This window comes from Paenibacillus thiaminolyticus (genome assembly GCF_007066085.1).
Classification (GTDB): Bacteria; Bacillota; Bacilli; order Paenibacillales; family Paenibacillaceae; genus Paenibacillus_B; species Paenibacillus_B thiaminolyticus.
Genome location: NZ_CP041405.1, coordinates 4,504,021 through 4,521,825, shown reverse-complemented (window position 1 = coordinate 4,521,825; position 17,805 = coordinate 4,504,021). Strand labels below are relative to the sequence as shown.

Annotated in this window: 15 protein-coding genes; 3 read left to right on the top strand and 12 right to left on the bottom strand. The window is 56.5% G+C overall.

Annotation, left to right across the window (positions count from 1 at the left end; translation table 11 throughout):
- Positions 1-31: 31 nt before the first annotated feature.
- From FLT43_RS20105 to FLT43_RS20080, 6 genes are read right to left on the bottom strand one after another with little or no spacing between them, the layout of a single operon-like run.
- Positions 32-1,099 (bottom strand): BtaManbiosPhlase, encoded by a 1,068-nt coding sequence (locus FLT43_RS20105; protein WP_087442836.1) that lies wholly within the window; start codon positions 1,097-1,099, stop codon positions 32-34.
- A 37-nt stretch (positions 1,100-1,136) separates the two neighbouring features.
- The gene (locus FLT43_RS20100; protein WP_087442835.1) at positions 1,137-2,084 is read right to left on the bottom strand and encodes an MTP-1 family protein; all 948 of its coding nucleotides are present in this window, start codon (positions 2,082-2,084) and stop codon (positions 1,137-1,139) included.
- Positions 2,081-3,745 (bottom strand): alpha-glucosidase, encoded by a 1,665-nt coding sequence (locus FLT43_RS20095; protein ID WP_087442834.1) that lies wholly within the window; start codon positions 3,743-3,745, stop codon positions 2,081-2,083. Before FLT43_RS20095 ends, FLT43_RS20100 begins: the two co-directional genes overlap by 4 nt.
- A 35-nt stretch (positions 3,746-3,780) precedes the next feature.
- Positions 3,781-4,620: a carbohydrate ABC transporter permease gene (locus tag FLT43_RS20090; protein WP_087442833.1), complete on the bottom strand. Its 840-nt coding sequence runs from the start codon at positions 4,618-4,620 to the stop codon at positions 3,781-3,783.
- Positions 4,607-5,488 carry a carbohydrate ABC transporter permease gene (locus FLT43_RS20085; RefSeq protein ID WP_087442832.1) on the bottom strand — a complete coding sequence of 294 codons (882 nt, stop codon included), beginning with the start codon at positions 5,486-5,488 and terminating at the stop codon, positions 4,607-4,609. Before FLT43_RS20085 ends, FLT43_RS20090 begins: the two co-directional genes overlap by 14 nt.
- Positions 5,488-6,801 (bottom strand): ABC transporter substrate-binding protein, encoded by a 1,314-nt coding sequence (locus tag FLT43_RS20080; RefSeq protein WP_087442831.1) that lies wholly within the window; start codon positions 6,799-6,801, stop codon positions 5,488-5,490. Before FLT43_RS20080 ends, FLT43_RS20085 begins: the two co-directional genes overlap by 1 nt.
- 393 nt (positions 6,802-7,194) lie before the next feature.
- Between FLT43_RS20080 and FLT43_RS20075 the strand changes: the two genes are divergently transcribed.
- Positions 7,195-8,208, top strand: coding sequence for a LacI family DNA-binding transcriptional regulator (locus tag FLT43_RS20075; RefSeq protein ID WP_087442830.1), 1,014 nt, complete (start codon positions 7,195-7,197; stop codon positions 8,206-8,208).
- 176 nt (positions 8,209-8,384) lie between these two features.
- Here FLT43_RS20075 and FLT43_RS20070 read toward each other — a convergent pair whose 3' ends face one another.
- The 5 genes from FLT43_RS20070 to FLT43_RS20055 all read right to left on the bottom strand — a co-directional run bounded on the left by FLT43_RS20070 (position 8,385) and on the right by FLT43_RS20055 (position 13,126).
- Entirely contained in the window at positions 8,385-9,434 is a 1,050-nt protein-coding gene (locus FLT43_RS20070) for a F0F1 ATP synthase subunit beta (protein WP_087442829.1), read from the bottom strand.
- Complete coding sequence (locus tag FLT43_RS20065) at positions 9,427-9,957, bottom strand: alpha/beta fold hydrolase (protein WP_326051842.1); 531 nt, start codon at positions 9,955-9,957, stop codon at positions 9,427-9,429. The genes FLT43_RS20070 and FLT43_RS20065 overlap by 8 nt, the downstream gene beginning before the upstream one ends.
- The gene (locus FLT43_RS30250) at positions 9,953-10,192 is read right to left on the bottom strand and encodes a hypothetical protein (RefSeq protein ID WP_244194209.1); all 240 of its coding nucleotides are present in this window, start codon (positions 10,190-10,192) and stop codon (positions 9,953-9,955) included. The genes FLT43_RS20065 and FLT43_RS30250 overlap by 5 nt, the downstream gene beginning before the upstream one ends.
- Positions 10,193-10,248: 56 nt before the next feature.
- The gene (locus tag FLT43_RS20060; RefSeq protein WP_087442828.1) at positions 10,249-11,205 is read right to left on the bottom strand and encodes an acetamidase/formamidase family protein; all 957 of its coding nucleotides are present in this window, start codon (positions 11,203-11,205) and stop codon (positions 10,249-10,251) included.
- A 1,039-nt stretch (positions 11,206-12,244) separates the two neighbouring features.
- Entirely contained in the window at positions 12,245-13,126 is an 882-nt protein-coding gene (locus FLT43_RS20055; protein ID WP_087442827.1) for an ROK family protein, read from the bottom strand.
- 297 nt (positions 13,127-13,423) lie between these two features.
- Between FLT43_RS20055 and trpB the strand changes: the two genes are divergently transcribed.
- Positions 13,424-14,593 (top strand): tryptophan synthase subunit beta, encoded by a 1,170-nt coding sequence (trpB, locus tag FLT43_RS20050; RefSeq protein WP_087442826.1) that lies wholly within the window; start codon positions 13,424-13,426, stop codon positions 14,591-14,593.
- A gap of 182 nt (positions 14,594-14,775) precedes the next feature.
- Here trpB and FLT43_RS20045 read toward each other — a convergent pair whose 3' ends face one another.
- Positions 14,776-15,978, bottom strand: a complete 1,203-nt coding sequence (locus tag FLT43_RS20045; RefSeq protein WP_115057717.1) for an IS256 family transposase — start codon at positions 15,976-15,978, stop codon at positions 14,776-14,778.
- A gap of 651 nt (positions 15,979-16,629) precedes the next feature.
- On the opposite strand from FLT43_RS20045, the gene FLT43_RS20035 reads away from it, so the two are divergent.
- A complete protein-coding gene (locus FLT43_RS20035) occupies positions 16,630-17,745 on the top strand; it encodes a phosphotransferase (protein WP_087440576.1) in 1,116 nt (371 codons plus the stop codon).
- Positions 17,746-17,805 lie beyond the last annotated feature (60 nt).

The window sequence follows — 17,805 nt, the reverse complement described above, 5'->3', positions numbered from 1 at the left end:
GGCCTTGGCGTCTCCCTGTCTCTACTTCAGTCTATTCATCTATATAGGTCAAGCTCTCCAAAATTTCCTTGAGGCTAAGCTCCGCGCAGGCCATTGATGTATCCGCAACGCCATAGTACATCTTGACCGTATCGCCTTCCACGACGGCGCCGCAAGAGAAGACGACATCGCCGAAGAAACCGTTTTTCTCGTAATCCGCTTCCGGCTCCATCACCGGCTGCTCCGAGCGGGCGATGACCTTCGTTGGGTCATTCAAGTCCAACAGCACGGCGCCCATGCAGTAGCGGTGCTCCTTCGTCGCGCCATGGTACAGCTCCAGCCATCCCTTTTCCGTCTTGAACGGGACGGCACCGCCGCCCATGCGCCCGCTGTCCCACATGCCCGGACGCAAGCCAAGCAGATGCCGGTGATTGCCCCAATAGAGCAAATTATCCGATTCGGCGATCCAGATTTCCGGATTGCCGATGCTTTTCGTCGTCGGACGATGCAGCGCATAATACTTGCCGTTGATTTTTTCCGGGAAAATAAGGACGTCCTTATTATCCGGGCTGAAAATCATGCCATGATGCGTCACATTCACGAAATCCTTCGTGGATACCATCGACTCCCCGACGCCGACCGGAGATACGGCCGAGAAATAAATGTAATACGTATCGCCGATCTGCGTTACGCGCGGATCTTCGATGCCGAACGTCTCCAACTCCGTCGACGGATAGACGAATGGCGCATCATCTATCGTGAAGCGGTGCCCATCCTTGCTGCGGGCAATGCGGATATAGGAGATGGAAGTCAAATATTCGAACGTCGCGCTTTGCGCCTTGTTGCGAATGACGCGCGGATCGGAGAAATCGTAACGTTCGTCATCCACGCGAAGCTCAATGATGTCCAGCTCCTTCGTCTCCGGGTTGAACACGGGCGCCTTCACGATGTTCGGGTCGGTGCTGATCGGGCGCTCGGCTACGCGAAGCAGCAGCAGTACTTCCCCGTTATAAGTCGCGACGCCTGCATTGAACGCGCCGATGACTTCGAAGTCTTCGCGATGCGGCTTGACGTCGGCCGGCGTAATGAGCGGATTTTCTTCATACCGATAAATATTCATGCTGTAGACTCCTTAAGCTGTAAAATGATTAATGCGATTATGCCTGTTCGAATTGCAAGAATGGATCGGCAATGGTCAGACGATGCGCCTCCGCATCGCTTATGCCTGCATACAGCACCGCCGTGCCGTCGTCGTTGCGCACCAGACCGCCGCTGAATACGACGTCCACGAGGTCGGTCCGCTTCGCCGCGCCCGGCAGGAATTGATCCCGCACGGCGATGAGCTCGATGGCGGTGTGCTCGCCGGTAGCCGGATCAAGCGCGAACGCCATCGGATAATAGTGGCGGTCGCCTTGGTCATCGAAGCATGCGATATGTCCCAGCACGCCGATACGGCCGTTGCTGAGCATATGCGCTTCGTTCGCGCCTCCCCATTCTTCGTCGATGAATTGCCCTTCCAAGAGCGGGGCGTTGTCAATCAGCTCAATCGATAAGTCCTCCAACCGCTCGACGCGGGTAAATCCAATTTTGCCGCGGCCGCCCTTCTCTCCCTGAGGACGGGTAAAGACGCCGATGCTGCCGTCCAGAAGCTCGACCAGCCGCAGATCCTTCATGCCGTCCGGGCCGGTGAAGCACGGCTTCAGATCGGCGATGCGCTTCCCTTTGTAGAACACCGTACGCCACATCAGCGCGTTCGCCTGTGTCGGATGCGGATAAATCTGCACGCCGCCGAGCACAAGCTCGCCTCCGATCCGGGTCTGGAACGGATCCTGAAGCTCGAATGCCGGCGCGCCTTCCCGCGGCACCCATTCCCCGTTCCGTTCGACGAAGAAATAAACTTCAGAGTGCTCGCTGTCACGCGATTCCACGCGTCCGGCGATGACCTGCTCCCCCTCGTCTTCGAACGGAGCGGTAATATTGTAGACATCTTTGCTGCCGACGCCGGTAAATTTCAACTTCTCCGCGTTCGCCGCCAACGGGCTGCGCGTCATATATTGCTTCAGCAGTGTCGCGCATGTGATTGCGCTGCGGTGGTTCCCTGTCATGTATGGCACATCTCCTTCACTGATGAGTTCTCGCTGATCCAAATAGCCGCTTCCTGCGGACCAAGGATGAACGATTCATTGGCTCCGCTCGGCTCCCCGTGGCTGGACAAGGCGAAGCGGAATGTCCCGGCCAGCAGGCTGCCGACGGGCAGAGCGTACGGCTCCGTCCCGAAGTTCAGCGCCACCAGCGCCTCTTCGCCAGCGGCCTGCTTCACATACAAGAGCACATCCCCCTGGCGTTCCAGCCGCGCATAATCGCCGCTGTGCAGCGACGGGTGTCTGTGCCGGAGCGCGATAAGCTGACGGTAGAACGAGTAGATCGAATCGGGTTCCCGCTGCTGCGTCCGCACATTCAGCGCTTCATGCCGCGGGCCCATGCCGATCCACGGGGACGCATCCGAGAAGCCGCCATAGGTCTCGTCCGTCCACTGCATCGGCGTCCGCGATTTGTCCCGGCTCTTCGCCAAGGCCTTCGCAAGCGCCTCCTCCGGCGCCGCGCCTTCCGCCAGCGCGAGCCGGTAGGCCGTCAGCCCTTGCACGTCGCGCATCTCTTCGATCGTCCCGGCTACGAAGTCACGCATCCCGATCTCTTCGCCGTAATACAGGAACGGCACGCCCTTCGCGGTAAGCATCAGCGCGGCAATCAGCTTCGCCCGCCGCTCCTCCAGCCCGGTCTTGCCTTCCCCGAAGCGGGAGATATGGCGCGGCATGTCGTGGCTGCTGAAGAACAGCGTCGGAAGCTGATCGGAGGCATGCGCCTCCTCCATCTTCTTCAATTCCTCATACAGGCGTTCCAGCGAGAACGCCTCCTGGCTGCCGAGATTGAAGTTGAACACGACATCCAGCAAGCCCGTGCCGCTATAGCGGCGCAGCACGTCCATATCCTCGGAGCCGACCTCGCCGACCATGAATGTTCCCTGCCGTTCATGCGCGTGGGCAGACAGCTCCGCGATGGCTTCCAGGATGCCTTCCTGATCCTTGTCATGCACATGCTGCTGCTCGCCCGTCTCCGCATCGTACGGGTTGTCGGGGAATGTCCCTGATACTTTCAAAAAATTGATGACATCAAGCCGGAAGCCGTCAATGCCCCGATCCAGCCAGAAGTCCATCACGCCCTTCATCGCGGCGCGGACTTCGGGATGAGTCCAGTTCAAGTCGACCTGTTCCTTCGCGAACGCGTGATAATAATATTGCCCGGTCGCTTCATCGAACTCCCAAGCCGGACCGCCGAAGAAGGACTCCCAATTGTTCGGCGGGCCGCCGTTCACCGGGTCCTTCCAGATGTACCAGTCGCGCTTCGGATTCGAACGCGACGACCGGGATTCCCGGAACCAGCGATGCTCCGACGACGTATGGTTCAGCACTAGATCGACGATCACTCGGATATCCCGGGCATGCGCCTCGCGGATGAACGCTTCGAAGTCTTCCATCGTCCCGTAATCGGGATCGATGGCCGTATAGTCGGCGATATCGTAGCCGTTATCCACCTTGGGCGACAGATAGAACGGCGTCAGCCAGAGGCCGTTCACGCCCAGCTTGGCCAATTCATCCAGCTTCGACGCTATGCCGGCGAAGTCGCCGATGCCGTCCCCATGCCCGTCGCAGAAGCTCGGCATATAGATTTCATAGAAGACGGCCGATTGCCACCACGGTGCTTCCATTCTCTCCACTCCCATTGTTTAGGCTGGCAACTTCCTTATTTGAGGCTGAATTGCATGCCTTCCTTGAACTTTTTGCCGAACACCAGGAACATCATAATAATCGGCAGCGTCAGCAGCACCGATGCGGCATACAGCGGACCCGGATAGCCGCCGTAAGGCCCGAACATTTGCGACAAGAGCACGTTCAGCGTCAGCATACTGTCGCTGCGCACCACGATCATGTCCCACAGCAGCTCCGTCCACCGTTCCATCAGCAGGAACAGGAAGATAACCGCCGTAATCGAACGTGACATCGGCATCATGATGCGGTACAAAATTTTGAAGTCCGACGCACCGTCCAGCTTCGCCGCCTCAATGAACACCGTCGGGATCGCCTTGAAGAAGTTGGTGTACATGAAGATGGCCCATAAGCTGACCGCCTTCGGAATAATCATGGCCCAGTACGTATCGTACAATCCGACCTTCTGGATGATCAGGAAGTTCGGGATGAGCAGGATGATCGCCGGAAAGAACATATGGAACAGGACGAAGTTGTTCACCGTGTCCCGCCCCTTGAAATTCAGCTTCGACAATGCGTAAGCCACCATGACGCCAAAGAGCATCATGAGCGCAGTCGACACGACCGAGACGATGACGCTGTTCACGAACGCGTTCAGCCACGGACGCGCAATGCCCGTCTCGCCTCCGGTGAACAGCCATTCATACGATTTCAGGGAGTAGCTGGCCGGAATGAGCTTGCGGTCGACCTGCGACCAGTCGGCGAACGAGTTCAACACCATGTACAGGTACGGGTATACCATGACCAGAAGCAGGAGCGTCGCCAAAATATAGCGGATCGTCAAGCGAAGCTTGTTGTTTTGTTTAGACCCAACCATTTCGTTTCCCCCACATTTCCAGCAGTTTTTTGATGACGAAGATCGAGATGAACGTAACGACGGACGCCAAAATGGCTACAGCCGAGGCATAGCCGGCCTGCAAGTTTTTGAAGGCCTGATTGTAAATCTCCATCTGCCATGTGTTCGTCGCGAAGTTCGGACCTCCGCCCGTCAATTGGTATACTTCCGTGAAGATGCCGAATGTGACGCCGAACGAGAGAATCAAGGTCGTATACAGCGCGGGATACAGCAGGGGAAGCGTGATCTTCCAGAAGCGCTGACGATCCGTAACGCCGTCAATCGCCGCTGCTTCATATACTTCCTTATCAATGCTTTCCAGTCCCGACGTCAAAATGAGCGCATAATAACCGGTAAACTTCCATGCGAGAATAAGCCCTACGACGAAGAGCGCCGACAACGGCGAACCGAGCCAGTTAATATCGAGCCCGAATGCATCGCGCAGGAAAATGTTCACCGGGCTGTTATAGGACAAAAAGCCCTTCACGATGAGCGAAGCGACGACGCCGGACGACAGATACGGCAGGAAAAAGCCGATCAGATACAAGCTGCGCAGCTTCGGAAGCCCCTGCACAACCACGGCGACGCCGAGCGACATGACCGTGACAAGCGGCACGAACACGATCATGAATTTGTAAGTGACCCAAAAGGCCGATTGCACCCCTGGCGTTGACAGCGCCTTGATGAAGTTCTTGAACCCGACGAAGTCATAAGTCGGCGCAATCAAGTCCCAGTTCGTGAAGGACAGATAGAACGACCATAGTAACGGACCCAAAAAGAATACAAGCCCATAAATGAGGTAGGGACTGGTGAATAACCAGCCCAACCGATTGTTATTCTTATCGATCATTATTGAAGTTCCCCTTCAATCGCCTTCTTCATGTTGTCCCATCCGGTCTTCGGATCAATCTCGCCGAGGACCACTTTGTTGAATGCCTCCTGGCCAATCAGCGTCTGGAGCTCATTGTAGCGGGCATTGTCGATGGCAGGAATGCCAAGCGGCACAGACTTGGCGTACAGCTCAAGCTCAGGAGATTGTTCGATTATCGCTTTGAATTCCGGAAGCTCTGCCAGATCGTCGCGCGCCGGCGGCAGATTCGTCTTCTCGAACCACTTCGCATCGTTCTTCGCATCGGAGTAGACCCACTTGATGAACTCGGCGGCCGCCTCCTGCTGCTCCTTCGGCACGCTGGAGAAAATAACGAGACCTTTCGCGTCGGAGAACGTCTTCGCTTCGTCCGGATTCATGCCGTCCGGAACCGGAGGAAGGGACAGCGTGTATGTCTCGTTGTATTTCATTTCCGGGAACTTCTCAGCCCAGTAGTTGAACGTCCATGGGCCAAGATCCGTAAAGATGCCGATGCCCGACTCGAACGGATCGGTTACGTTTTTCGCCAAAATCGCCTTTTCCTTGCGCAGGTTGTCGACGAACTCCAGCATCTTCACGCCGGCAGCCTCATCTCCGACGAACTGGTCGCCCTCAATAAATTTGTTGCCGTCCGATGCGGCATTATACAGCATGAAGAAGTCGAACCAGCGCTTCCATGCCGTAGGATCAACCAGATCGGCGCCCTTGCCCCACACGTACTTGTCCGGATATTTCTCTTTCAGCTTTTTGGCGACATCCAGCACTTCGCTGTATGTCTTCGGCGGCTCGTTATACCCAAGCTCCTTCAAGATGTCGAGACGCCAGCCGAAGAGCATCGGGTTGGAGTAAATCGGCAGCACGTATTGATTGCCGTCAGCGAACTCCCACGGCTCGAGCGTATTGCTCATATTGCGGCCCGATACGATATCGTTGAATTGCGGCAGCGTGTTCAGCGGAACAAGCGCCTGGCTTCTGGCCAACTGCGCGGCGAAGCCGCGGTTGATATTTTCCGAGATGGCCGGAGCGCTGCCGCCGGCGATAGCAGCCTGGATGCTCGCCTCCGAGCTTGGCGATTCCTTGATCGCGCTCACATTGATCTTGACATTCGGATTGACCGCCTCATATTCCTTCGCCATTTCCATCCAATACGCTTGCTGCGGCGGGTTCGGTGCCGCCCAAAAATCGATGGTAATTACCCCGTCTGCCGACTCCTTCGGCGCTTCCCCTTTGCTGCAAGCAGCCAAGACCGAGAAGACCATCGTAAGAATGAGCAGAATTGACAGTTTCTTTTTCATGGAAAAAGACCTCCTCCTAATGACATGACTCAACCTCAAGATGACAATATACATCAGTAACGTTACAATTAAAATGACTAAACGCACTGAAAGCGTTTGTAATCACATTATTAATCAAATATTATCGATTGTCAATCCGTTTTTTTCGATAAAACAGATACTTCGACATTTTTCGATAAATATGTAATTGTCTTTACTATCTCTTCAAGTAACGTTATTATTGTTTTGTAATGTTGTTTTGTAATTCTTTCATTTCTGGCATAATTACTATAGAAACCGATTGCGCTGCGGAAGAAGATTTTCGCACTGGTTATTATGCAATGTTCAACTGGTTTTTATTCTAAAAATATCCCTACGGAAGTATACAAGCTTGAAAGGAGGTGTTGGTCGCTGATGAAAGCAAAAGTGACAATGCAGGATATTGCGGATCGGCTTCATATTTCCAAAAACTCCGTATCGCAAGCTCTCTCGGGCAAGGACGGAGTAAGCGAAGAGACGCGCCGGCTTGTCCTCGAGACAGCGAAGCAAATGGGATATACCTATCCCTCTGCACGGAAAAAGAAAGTATCCGAGCAATCCGGGAACATCGCCTTGATCGCTTCAGATTTCGCGTTCGCGCAAAAAAGCTTTTTCGGGGAAATTTATTTAAGTGTGGAGCAAGAAACGAGAAGACGCGGCAAACACCTGCTCATCCAATCCATCAACAAGGAATCGGAGCTTGAGCTGGCCTTGCCCTCTTTCTTGGAGAATCAAGACGTGGACGGGATTCTGATTCTGTCCCACTTGAGTACGGCCTTCACGAATGCCGTTATCGGCACCGGAATACCGACCGTGCTCATTGACCACCATCATCCGGCCATTCATGCCGATTGCATCTTGACGAACAATCGCTTCAGTGCGTATGAGGCCGTTCAGCATCTGAACGATTTGGGGCACCGCAGCATCGGATATATCGGCAATATTGATTTCTCGCCGAGCTATTATGAGCGGCTGGAAGGATTCCGGCTCGCTCTGCGCGATATGGGGCTCGAGGCCCGCCCGGAATGGATCGTGACCAATGCGGTAGAACAGGCGGATTATGTCATGAAGACGATGAAAGCGATGAGCGAACAACCGACAGCCTGGTTCTGCGTGAATGACGGGCTTGGCTTCCTTGTCAATTCCACGCTGCATCAGCTTGGGTTCCAGGTGCCGGACGACATAGCGGTATGCAGCTTCGATAACGGGCAGTTGTCCCGCTTGGCAACGCCAATGACGACCACGATGGCCATCGATTTGAATCTGTTCGGCCGCAAAGCCGTCGAGCAGCTGTTCTGGCGCATGGAACATAAGGATGAGCCGTTCATTGAGCTGCTTCTGCCGACCCGGATCATCGTACGCGACTCGACGGCTCCGCCACGGAAGTAAGGACGGCAGCCACTCATGCCGAACGGACAAGCGCTTCCGCTTGTCCGTTCTCCTCAGGCGTCTCGCCGCAGACGCCCGTCACCGCACGACAACCCGGCCGCCAGGCCGGGTCTCTCTTCGTTATTAGCTTCAATATGAACTTCGGTATGAACTTCGGTATGGAATGAATCCTCCCCTTAAGACGGAAGCCGGCCAATATACAGCAGACTCTCGACAGGCAGATAATCCGCGCTTCCGTTCACAATCGCTTGTACGTCCTGGAGCATGTCATGCAGGCCGACCTCCGCGCCAGGCCGGCCCGTATAGGCTTCGGCGACATGGAACGGCTGGGTGAGATAGGCTTCCAGCCGCTCCCCCCGGTCATAAGTATGGCGCTCCGAGCCCGGGATGCCGTTCAGGCCCTTCACCTGCACAAGGGAGCGCAGCTCCCGGTAGCGCCGCAGCAGCTTCTGGGCCCGCTGCTGTACGGCAAGATGGTTCTGGTCGAGATGCACCCCCTCCAGAATGGAGGAGGTCGAGTAGAGCGGATTCACCGCCGGGAACTTCTGTCTGGCCGTGAGGTCGGCATCGAAATACCACAGCGTCTCCAACGGACCGTACGGGAGATCCTCATCGACGGCAAGCCCCTTCAGGTCGACCAGAAATGTCGTGACCCCAGTAATCCCCGCTTGCAGCAGCCGTTCCTGCAAATCATAGATGCCGCCTGTCAGCACATGCTCCCGGTCCGCGGCGAACACGATCTCCCGCTCCGGTCCGGCATCGGCCATCCGCTGATACGTCTCCTCGATCGAGCAGGTCACCTGATCGACGCCGTCCAGCAGGTCGTTCAGCTCGGGATACTCTCCCTCCGGCTTGAGCAGGATCGTACCGTATCCTTCCTTCCCCAGGTTGTGGAACAGCTCGCCCAACAGAACGAGCTGCCCCATCCCCGGGCGGGCCACCAAGCCGACGGTCCCGCCCTTGGCCAGCGGGGCGAACAAGTCGAGGGGCTTGATGCGCGTCTCGATCATGTCCACCGCCTCCCCGCGCAAGATCAACTCATCCAGACTGCATTTCGCCAGCTCGGCGAGTGCCGCGATCGTCCGGACCTCCGCCCGTCCGACGGGAATTTTCCCCGTGCATAGATTGGAGACCGTAGCCGGCCGCAATCCAACCGTCCGGGCGGCACTCGTCAGATTCGGAACCCGCTGTCTCAGCAATGATACGTTCAGCTTCAGATTATCCAATATTTACACCCTTCTTATCGTTAATGTCTGGCCGAAGACCGCTCATGAAGCGCTCGGCTGCCTGAATGAATACATTCGTATCCGGCTCGAAAATATGATGATCGCTCTCCTCGAAGACGACGATCTCGGCTTCCGGCAGCTTCTCCCGGTATTGCTCGGCTGCCTCCGCCGACAAGGCGGCGCCTTGCGTTCCGCCACGAATGATCAAAGCGGGGCAATGGAGCAACGGCAATCGGTCCCACAGCATGACCGGGTCAGACTCCTGCTGCAGGGCATGCAGCGCCGCGGTGCTCATTCGCTCGGACAGCGGCTTGCCCCGCCAAGGCGGAAGCGAGGAGAAGAACTCGACCCAGCCCGGCTTCAATTGCGTATGGACCGCCGGGTAATCCCCGACAATCAACCCCTCGATTCTATCCGGATGCTGTAGCGCATACCCAAGGGCATAGGCCACCCCTCTGGAGAAGCCCATAAGGACGAACCGCGACAGCTCCACCTCTTCGATGGCGGCCTCGATATCGCTAATATGATGCTCCAGCGTATACCCGCTTGCCAGGGCATCGCTGCGGCCTCGTCCCCGTTAGCGTAATGACCACGCAATGTCTTGGATATAGCTTCTCCACGACCTCCCGATAATCCTCCGCCGCTTCCGCTAATCCGGGAATGATGACGAGCGGCCACCCGCCCTTCGCCCCGCGGTTCGCTTCCATGACGTGAATGTTCACGCCCCGGTTGTTCACATCATGTTCCTCCACGTTCATTGTAACATCCTCCCTGTGCCGGGACTCCTCACCCGGCGATATAGGCTTTATTGGGCTTACCGCAGTGCATCGTACGGAAGCAGCGCATGGACGCCTTTGACTGAATTCACGATCTGCGTAATCCGGAGATCGACGGCCAAAGAGGCGTAAGCATACGCTTCTGTACGCGACAGCCCATAGAGCGATGACATCCAGTCGAGCATGCCTTGCAGGGCCATCCACATCGCTTCCTCCAGATCTTCATGAAATCCCATTGTCAGCCACCCTCTGGCGGTCTTGGCCCTCGGCATCGCCAGCGGCAGGTCGTCCCTTACCGTGAACGTGCAGCTCACTCTCTCCATCGGGCACTCCAGCGCTGGGCCGGCCACTTCGCCATCGCCTTGCACCGCATGTCCGTCTCCGATAGAGAACAGCCCTCCTTCCACCGGGATTGGCAAATACAGCGTGCTGCCGGCCTGCAGTTCTTTGCAGTCGATATTTCCCCCGAAGGGCCGGGGCACGAAGGTCGTATGCTGGCCCGGCTCCGGCGGCGGCATGCCCATGACGCCCATGAACGGCTTCAGACCGACAGCATAGTCGAAATTGCCGAACTGGCTTCGCCCCACCATCCGGTCGGCGTCCAATGCAAAATCAAGGGTAATCTCTGGCACTCCGGTCATCCCCAGCTTTTCATTCCAGTAGCTCGGGAAGCCTCCCGCCGATGTCCATCCCCATGAGCCAGGTACGATCTCATGGAGCTTCATCTCCAGCGTCTGCCCCGGCCGGGCTCCACGGATATATACCGGTCCCACCAGCGCATGTCCGAAGTGCGGGCACTGGCGGCTCGGCTTGCGCTCCGTGAACTTCTTCCTCGGCTCCCCCGGCGCGGCCCGCCTCTCCAAGCCCCATCCGGCGTCCAACGTGCGGAACACAACCGTATCCCCGGAATCGATCGTAAGCGCCGGCTCCAAATCTTTGCTAAAAAAGCCGTGAAGCGTGTCTGCATCCGGGTTCAATTCATGAATCTTCGGCATAGAATCCTCCTCAGCCCGTCGTGCAAGACGGCAAAGAGATGTTGCCGTCTTGTTACTTCATAGAGTAATCATAATTACTTCATAAGTCAATAAGTATTTCCTCTTAGCGTAAAAATAATTACTATACAGAAAAACCACCGCTGGAGATATCTCCAACGGTGGTTGTGCCATGTATTCTCTTCGGGCTGAACGAAGCGAAGCCGGTTTCCCGTGCCCGTGCCCGTTGCCCGCGCCCGTGCCTATGGCGTGCCCACGCCCGGGCCTATGCCTATGCCGTGCCCACGCTCGTGTCCACGCCCGCGCCTATGCCTTGCCTGCGCCCCCGCCTTAGTGAAGAGACGCCTTGCCTATTTTGCCAGCATATTGGCCCGCTCAAGCTCCTGTTCAAGCTCCTGCTCAAGTTCCTGCTCAAAGTCCCGCTCAAAGTCCCGCTCAAAGTCCCGCTCTAGGTCCCCGCTCTAGGTCCCCGCTCTAGGTCCCCGCTCTAGGTCCCCGCTCTAGGTCCCGATATAGGTTCCACTTAAGGTTCCACTCAAGGTCCCACGCCTCCGGAAGTTGCCGAACCGCCCCAAACGCACCAAGGGGCTGTCCCATAAGTAGTTTCGCTACCGTGAGACACCCCCTGATTGTTAAAGCTCGGCTTGCCGGAAAACTGTAAAAATGCAGTTTTCCCGTATGACGTTTGCGTCGTTACAGGGATTCCTGCAGAAACGCATCAATTCCAGCATAAAAAAGAGAGAGAAAGCAAAAGTTGTCAGAAATAATGTACTTTTGCAGGAATTCACCAAAATGTCGGCTCAAAAGGAGTAAATTCCTGCACTTACGCAGCATTTCACTCCAACAGCCATCATCCGCCGCTCTCTTCCGGCCTCTACAGTTACATTTCTCTACATTCCTCTACATTCCTCTACATTCCTCTACTTTCTCTACATTCTCTGCTGTCCCTTTCTAATCTCTGCTTCCGTCATCATACTCTGCTGTCCCGTCTGCCCGCCTCATTGTGCACGACCATCGGACAATCTCTCTTCAGGCGATTCAGTTATTGCTGCTTCAGCGCCTGCATCCCTAACGCCAGCGCGCCGGTAATCCCCGCGCGGTCCTCGAGACCCGGCGGCACGATATAACCGCTGTCCGTATCCAATACAGCCGGATGCTGCACATAGCCGTTCAGCAGCCGCTTCACTTCCTCGCGAATGCGCGGGAACAGATGAAGCTGCTTCGATACCCCGCCGCCCAGAATGATTTTTTCCGGGGACATGGTCAAAATATAGTTCATCAACGCCTGAGCCAGATAATAGGTCTGGAACTCCCAAGCCTTGTGGTCTTCGCCCAGTTCATACGCCTTGACGCCCCAGCGCGCTTCAATCGCCGGTCCGGCAGCCAAGCCTTCCAGACAATCCCGATGGTATGGGCACTTGCCCGCATACGTATCTTCCGGATGACGCTTCACGAAAATATGCCCCATCTCCGGATGAGTCAGCCCGTGAACAAGCTTGCCTTCCACGACCGCTCCTGCTCCGATGCCGGTGCCGACGGTAATGTAGAGGCAGCTGTTCAGCCCCTTTGCCGCCCCGTAGGTCGCTTCGCCCAGCGCGGCTCCGTTCACGTCCGTATCGAATCCGACCGGAACATGAATATGGCGCTTCAAATGGCCCACGACGTCATACCCGCTCCAATGCGGCTTCGGCGTCTTCGCAATATGGCCATAGGTGGCGCTCGCCGGATTCAGATCCACCGGTCCGAACGAGCCAAAGCCGATAGCGTCGACTCCCTTATCCTTAAAAAACTGCACAGTACGGTCCATCGTCTCTTCCGGCGTCGTCGTAGGGAACGTCTCCGTCTCTCCTACCTGTCCGTCCGGCGTGCCGACGGCGACGACAAATTTGGTGCCTCCGCCTTCAATCGCTCCTATACGTGTCATCACTTTCTCCCTCACCTTCTCCATGCCTGGTACGGCTGCGCCCTGTCTGTCTGTCGGTGCCGCGCAGCCCGCAGCGGCCGCCTTGCAAGCGGTAACGCTTCCATCGGTCTCATTATACCATTCGTCTCGACACGTTCCAACACGAATCGAGCCTCATCTAAGATTATGACACATTTGTCGAATTTTTTACCCTTCCCCTCCGAAACAATCCGAATAAGTTTTCGTGGACGTTGATCCAGTAATGCGTTAAAATATCAAATTAAATAAATGCGCTGGGCGCACAGGGAGGCGTTATCAATGAGCACACAGACATCACAGCCAGGCATGTTCGGCGAATTCGGCGGCAGCTACGTTCCGCCACAGCTTCAAGAAGTATTGGATCGGTTGGCGGAAGCCTTCGAACGCTATAAGGACGATCCGGAATTCATCGATGAATTCAAAACGTATCTGCGCGAATATGTCGGACGGGAGAGTCCGCTGACGTATGCGAAGCATCTGAGCGAGAAGCTCCGCGGGGCCAAGATCTATCTGAAGAGGGAGGATCTGAACCATACCGGATCGCATAAAATCAATAATGTGATGGGACAGATTCTGCTCGCGAAGCGCATGGGCGCCCATCGCGTCATCGCCGAGACCGGCGCGGGCCAGCACGGCGTCGCCACGGCCACCGTCTGCGCCATGTTCGATATGGAGTGCATTATTTATATGGGCGCCGAGGATATTCGCCGCCAGGCGCTTAACGTGTTCCGCATGGAACTGCTCGGCGCGAAGGTCGTCTCGGTCACGAAGGGGCAGGGCCGCTTGAAGGACGCCGTCGACGAAGCGTTGAACGATCTCGTGGACAATTACGAGTCCACGTTCTACCTGCTCGGCTCGGCGGTAGGCCCGCATCCGTTCCCGTCGATGGTCAAGCATTTCCAAGCGATCATCAGCGAAGAGTCGAAGCGCCAGATCATGGACAAGGAAGGCCGCTTGCCGGATGCGGTGCTGGCCTGCGTCGGAGGCGGCAGCAATGCGATCGGCGCCTTCGCCCATTATGTGTACGAACCGTCCGTCCGCCTCATCGGCGTGGAGCCCGACCAAGCCGCCACCTTGAGCCGCGGCGTCCCGGGCGTGCTTCACGGCTTCCGCTGTCTCGTGCTGCTTGACGAGGAAGGCAACCCGGCGCCGACGTATTCGATAGCCGCCGGTCTGGACTACCCGGGCATCGGACCGGAGCACAGCCACTTGAAAGTCAGCGGCCGGGCCGAATATGTCACCGTTACGAACGAAGAAGTGCTGGAAGCCTTCCATGTGCTGTCGAAGACGGAAGGCATCATCCCGGCGCTGGAGAGTGCCCATGCCGTCGCTCACGCCGTGAAGCTGGCGCCGCAGCTTAGCCGCGATCAGATTATCATCGTCAATCTGTCGGGACGCGGAGACAAGGACGTGCAGCAGGTGTTCGAGATGCTTCAATCCGGCAATTGATTGATAGGAGAGGGGCTGTCCCATTGGCAGTTTTTTAGGTTGCAGCGAGACAGCCCCGCCCCTGCTTCTTATAGTTCGGTTTGCCGAAAATTACTGTAAAAATGCAGTTTTCCTTTATGACGTGGGTCAAGTCCAAATTTATGTGTAAAATCCTCGATGAGATTGCCAGAGCAAAAAGATGCCTAAGCTGCAGGCCTGTTGAGCTTCTTCCGCCACTCATGGTACTCTTTCATCTCGATATACTTTTTCCCGGCGGACCACTTTTCGTCCTGCTCCATTAACAAGGCTCCAAAAAGACGAAGGACAGAGGCTCGGTTGGGAAAAATGCGAATGACGCGTTCTCGACGCCGCAACTCGCCATTTAGACGTTCTACAGCATTTGTGGTGCGCGTACGTATCCGACAGGCAGCTGGAAGTGCCAAGATCGCTGTCGCATCGTCAAAACCCTCTTCCAAGACCCTCATGGCCTTTGGAGCTTTGTCTTCAAATGCTTCTTGTGTCCGCTTCAGCAGTGTACGGGCACTGGTCTCGTCCGCGGCTTCGTAGATGGCCCTCACATGGGCCTTCAATTCATCACGGCATGCTTTAGGAGCAGCGTCCAGAATATTCCGCATAAAGTGGGTTTGACACCGTTGCCAGGTTACGCCTTGGAAATGTTGCCGAATCGCACTTACCAAACCACCGTGATGGTCGCTGGTAATGACATCAACACCGTGCAACCCGCGACTTTTGAGGTGCGTAAAGAAAGCTCCCCACGTTGCGGCTGACTCGGTATCATCTACGGTAAGTCCAAGCACTTCCCGGTAGCCCTCCGCATTAATCCCTGTTGCAATCATCACGCCACGTGAGCGTACACGACCGTCTTCCCGGACTTTGACGTACAGGGCGTCGACAATAAGAAAGGGATAGGCCTTGTCCAGTTTTCGGTTATTCCACTCCTCTACGAGGGGATCCAGTTGCTTGCATAGCTCACTAACGGTCGATTTGGAGAACTCCGTCCCGCACAGTTCTTCGGTGATATTGCTTACTTTTCGCGTTGATACCCCATTGAGCACCATCTCCATCATGGCTAAGACAAGAGCTTGCTCACTGCGTTGGTACCGAGAAAAAAGTTCCGTAGAGAACTGACCGTTGCGGAAACGTGGTACTTGCAGGGTTAATTGCCCCACCCGTGTTGTCAGCCGATGCGGATATGATCCATTACGGTAACCTGCACGTTCTTCTGAGCGCTCATAGTGCCCCGCCTTCAGCTGTTCCGTTGCTTGTGCCTGCAACACTTGATTCAAGATGGACTCTAATAGGGCCGCAATCCCCGCATCTCTTGATTCGGATAAAAACAGTTGATGCAAAAGTTGTGAATCTAGGGTAATCTGGTATTGAGTCATAGCTAGATCCTCCATCGGAATGTTGTCTCGACAACCTCATTCTATACGAGGATCCTTGCTATGGCTCTTCTTTTTTGCCATTTTCTTTTTACACAATTATATGGACTTAGCTATGACGTGCACTCCGTTACAGGAATTCCTGCAAAACGGCATCAATTTCAGACCATTCAATCGTTCAAACACAAAACTTGTTGGAAATGATGTACTTTTGCAGGAATTTCATCAAAATGGAACCTAAAGAAGCGAAAAATGCTGCATCCAGGCAGGATTTTAGAGTCTCTTCCCCCTTCAGCCGCTGTGTACGCCACTGTGTCTATCGCCGTGTCCTCGATATGTCGGTTGCTATGTCCTCGATATGTCCGTCGCCATGCCTGCCTCAGTCTGGCCCGCCTCCACCTGGCCTGCCTATGCCTGGCCTGCCTATGCCTGGCCTGCCTCCACCTAGCACCCCTCCACCTGGCCTGCCTCCACATTGCCCGCCTTCACCTTGCACGCCTCCACCTGGCCTGCCTACGCCTTGCCCGCCTCCATATCTCGGTTGACCCGTCTCCCAATCATTCCGCAATGCCTATGAAACACCTTCCTCTTTATTTTTTCATGGTAGACTTGAGGAAAGAAGGACAATCCCCCTGATTAGAAGGAGGCGCATATGTGATTCGTCCCGAATGGAGACCATCCCAAGCGCAAGCCGCCCGCTATGTTCGCAGGCAGTTCGGCGACGAGGCGGCTATCGCCGGAGACTGGTCATGCTCCCGCCTCGGCTGGCAAGCCTCGAACGAGGTGACAGGCGGGCTGTACCGCGTCGCCGGAACCGCCGCCATGGCCGGACGGACGCTGCCGTGGTCCTTTATCGTCAAGCTGGTCATCCCTGCGGCGGCCGCAGAGCCCGGTCATTATAACTACTGGAAGCGGGAAGCTCTGGCCTATCAATCCGGCCTGCTGGAAGAGCTGCCCGGCATTCGGGCCCCGCGCTGCTATGGCGTGGAGGAGCAGCATGACGGCTCATTCTGCCTCTGGCTGGAGGAAGCCGCCGGCCTGGATACGCGGGAGTGGACGGCATCCCATTACGTCAACGCCGCCTACCGGCTCGGGATATTCAATGGCGCCTACTTGCAGGAGCGGCCACTCCCGAACGAGCAGTGGCTGTGCCGAGGCTGGCTCTCCTCTTGGGTCGCCGCATCCGAGCCTTATGACGATCGGAGCGCCTGGCGGGCGGATACATGGGAACATCCCCGGCTGCAGCCAGAGTTCCCGCACTCCGCGGCGAAGCGCTTCGCCGCGTTCTATGCGCGGCGGGCCGATCTGCTGGGCGGCTTGCGGCAGCTTCCGCAGGTCTTCACCCATAACGACGCCTGGCCGCCGAACCTTATCTGGCGCGAGGACGGAGCGTTAACCGCCATAGACTGGGCCTTCGCGGGCATTGCCGGCATCGGCGAGGAACTGGGCCGCATGTATGGGCTCTGCTTGCATCAGAGTCTGCCGGAGGGGCTTGATGACAGCGCCTTCCACGGCATGCTGCTCGATGCCTACGGCGAGGGCTTGCACGAGAGCGGCTGGCGCGGGCCGGCCCAGGCGGTACGGTACGGCTTCGCCGCCTCGGCTGGCCTGCGCTGCGGCATGCTCGTGCCGAAGCTGGTGCAGGCAGCGCGGCAGCCGGCTCCGGATGCGGAAGCCGCAAAGCGATTCGCGCAGCACTGCCAGATCGCGCGATGCTTGCTCGAACGGGCAGAGGAAGCTATCTCGCTCTTGCCGGAGGCGTGGTGCTAACCCAGCCGCCGAAGCGCATCAAAGGGCCGCCCCTGTCATGCCTCATGACTTGGGACGGCC

Excerpts from the sequence above, each read along its gene's own strand:
- FLT43_RS20105 (WP_087442836.1), bottom strand. The coding sequence starts at position 1,099 with ATGAATATTTATCGGTATGAAGAAAATCCGCTCATTACGCCGGCCGAC.
- FLT43_RS20100 (WP_087442835.1), bottom strand. The coding sequence starts at position 2,084 with ATGACAGGGAACCACCGCAGCGCAATCACATGCGCGACACTGCTGAAG.
- FLT43_RS20095 (WP_087442834.1), bottom strand. The coding sequence starts at position 3,745 with ATGGAAGCACCGTGGTGGCAATCGGCCGTCTTCTATGAAATCTATATG.
- FLT43_RS20090 (WP_087442833.1), bottom strand. The coding sequence starts at position 4,620 with ATGGTTGGGTCTAAACAAAACAACAAGCTTCGCTTGACGATCCGCTAT.
- FLT43_RS20085 (WP_087442832.1), bottom strand. The coding sequence starts at position 5,488 with ATGATCGATAAGAATAACAATCGGTTGGGCTGGTTATTCACCAGTCCC.
- FLT43_RS20080 (WP_087442831.1), bottom strand. The coding sequence starts at position 6,801 with ATGAAAAAGAAACTGTCAATTCTGCTCATTCTTACGATGGTCTTCTCG.
- FLT43_RS20075 (WP_087442830.1), top strand. The coding sequence starts at position 7,195 with ATGAAAGCAAAAGTGACAATGCAGGATATTGCGGATCGGCTTCATATT.
- FLT43_RS30250 (WP_244194209.1), bottom strand. The coding sequence starts at position 10,192 with ATGAACGTGGAGGAACATGATGTGAACAACCGGGGCGTGAACATTCAC.
- FLT43_RS20060 (WP_087442828.1), bottom strand. The coding sequence starts at position 11,205 with ATGCCGAAGATTCATGAATTGAACCCGGATGCAGACACGCTTCACGGC.
- FLT43_RS20055 (WP_087442827.1), bottom strand. The coding sequence starts at position 13,126 with ATGACACGTATAGGAGCGATTGAAGGCGGAGGCACCAAATTTGTCGTC.
- trpB (WP_087442826.1), top strand. The coding sequence starts at position 13,424 with ATGAGCACACAGACATCACAGCCAGGCATGTTCGGCGAATTCGGCGGC.
- FLT43_RS20045 (WP_115057717.1), bottom strand. The coding sequence starts at position 15,978 with ATGACTCAATACCAGATTACCCTAGATTCACAACTTTTGCATCAACTG.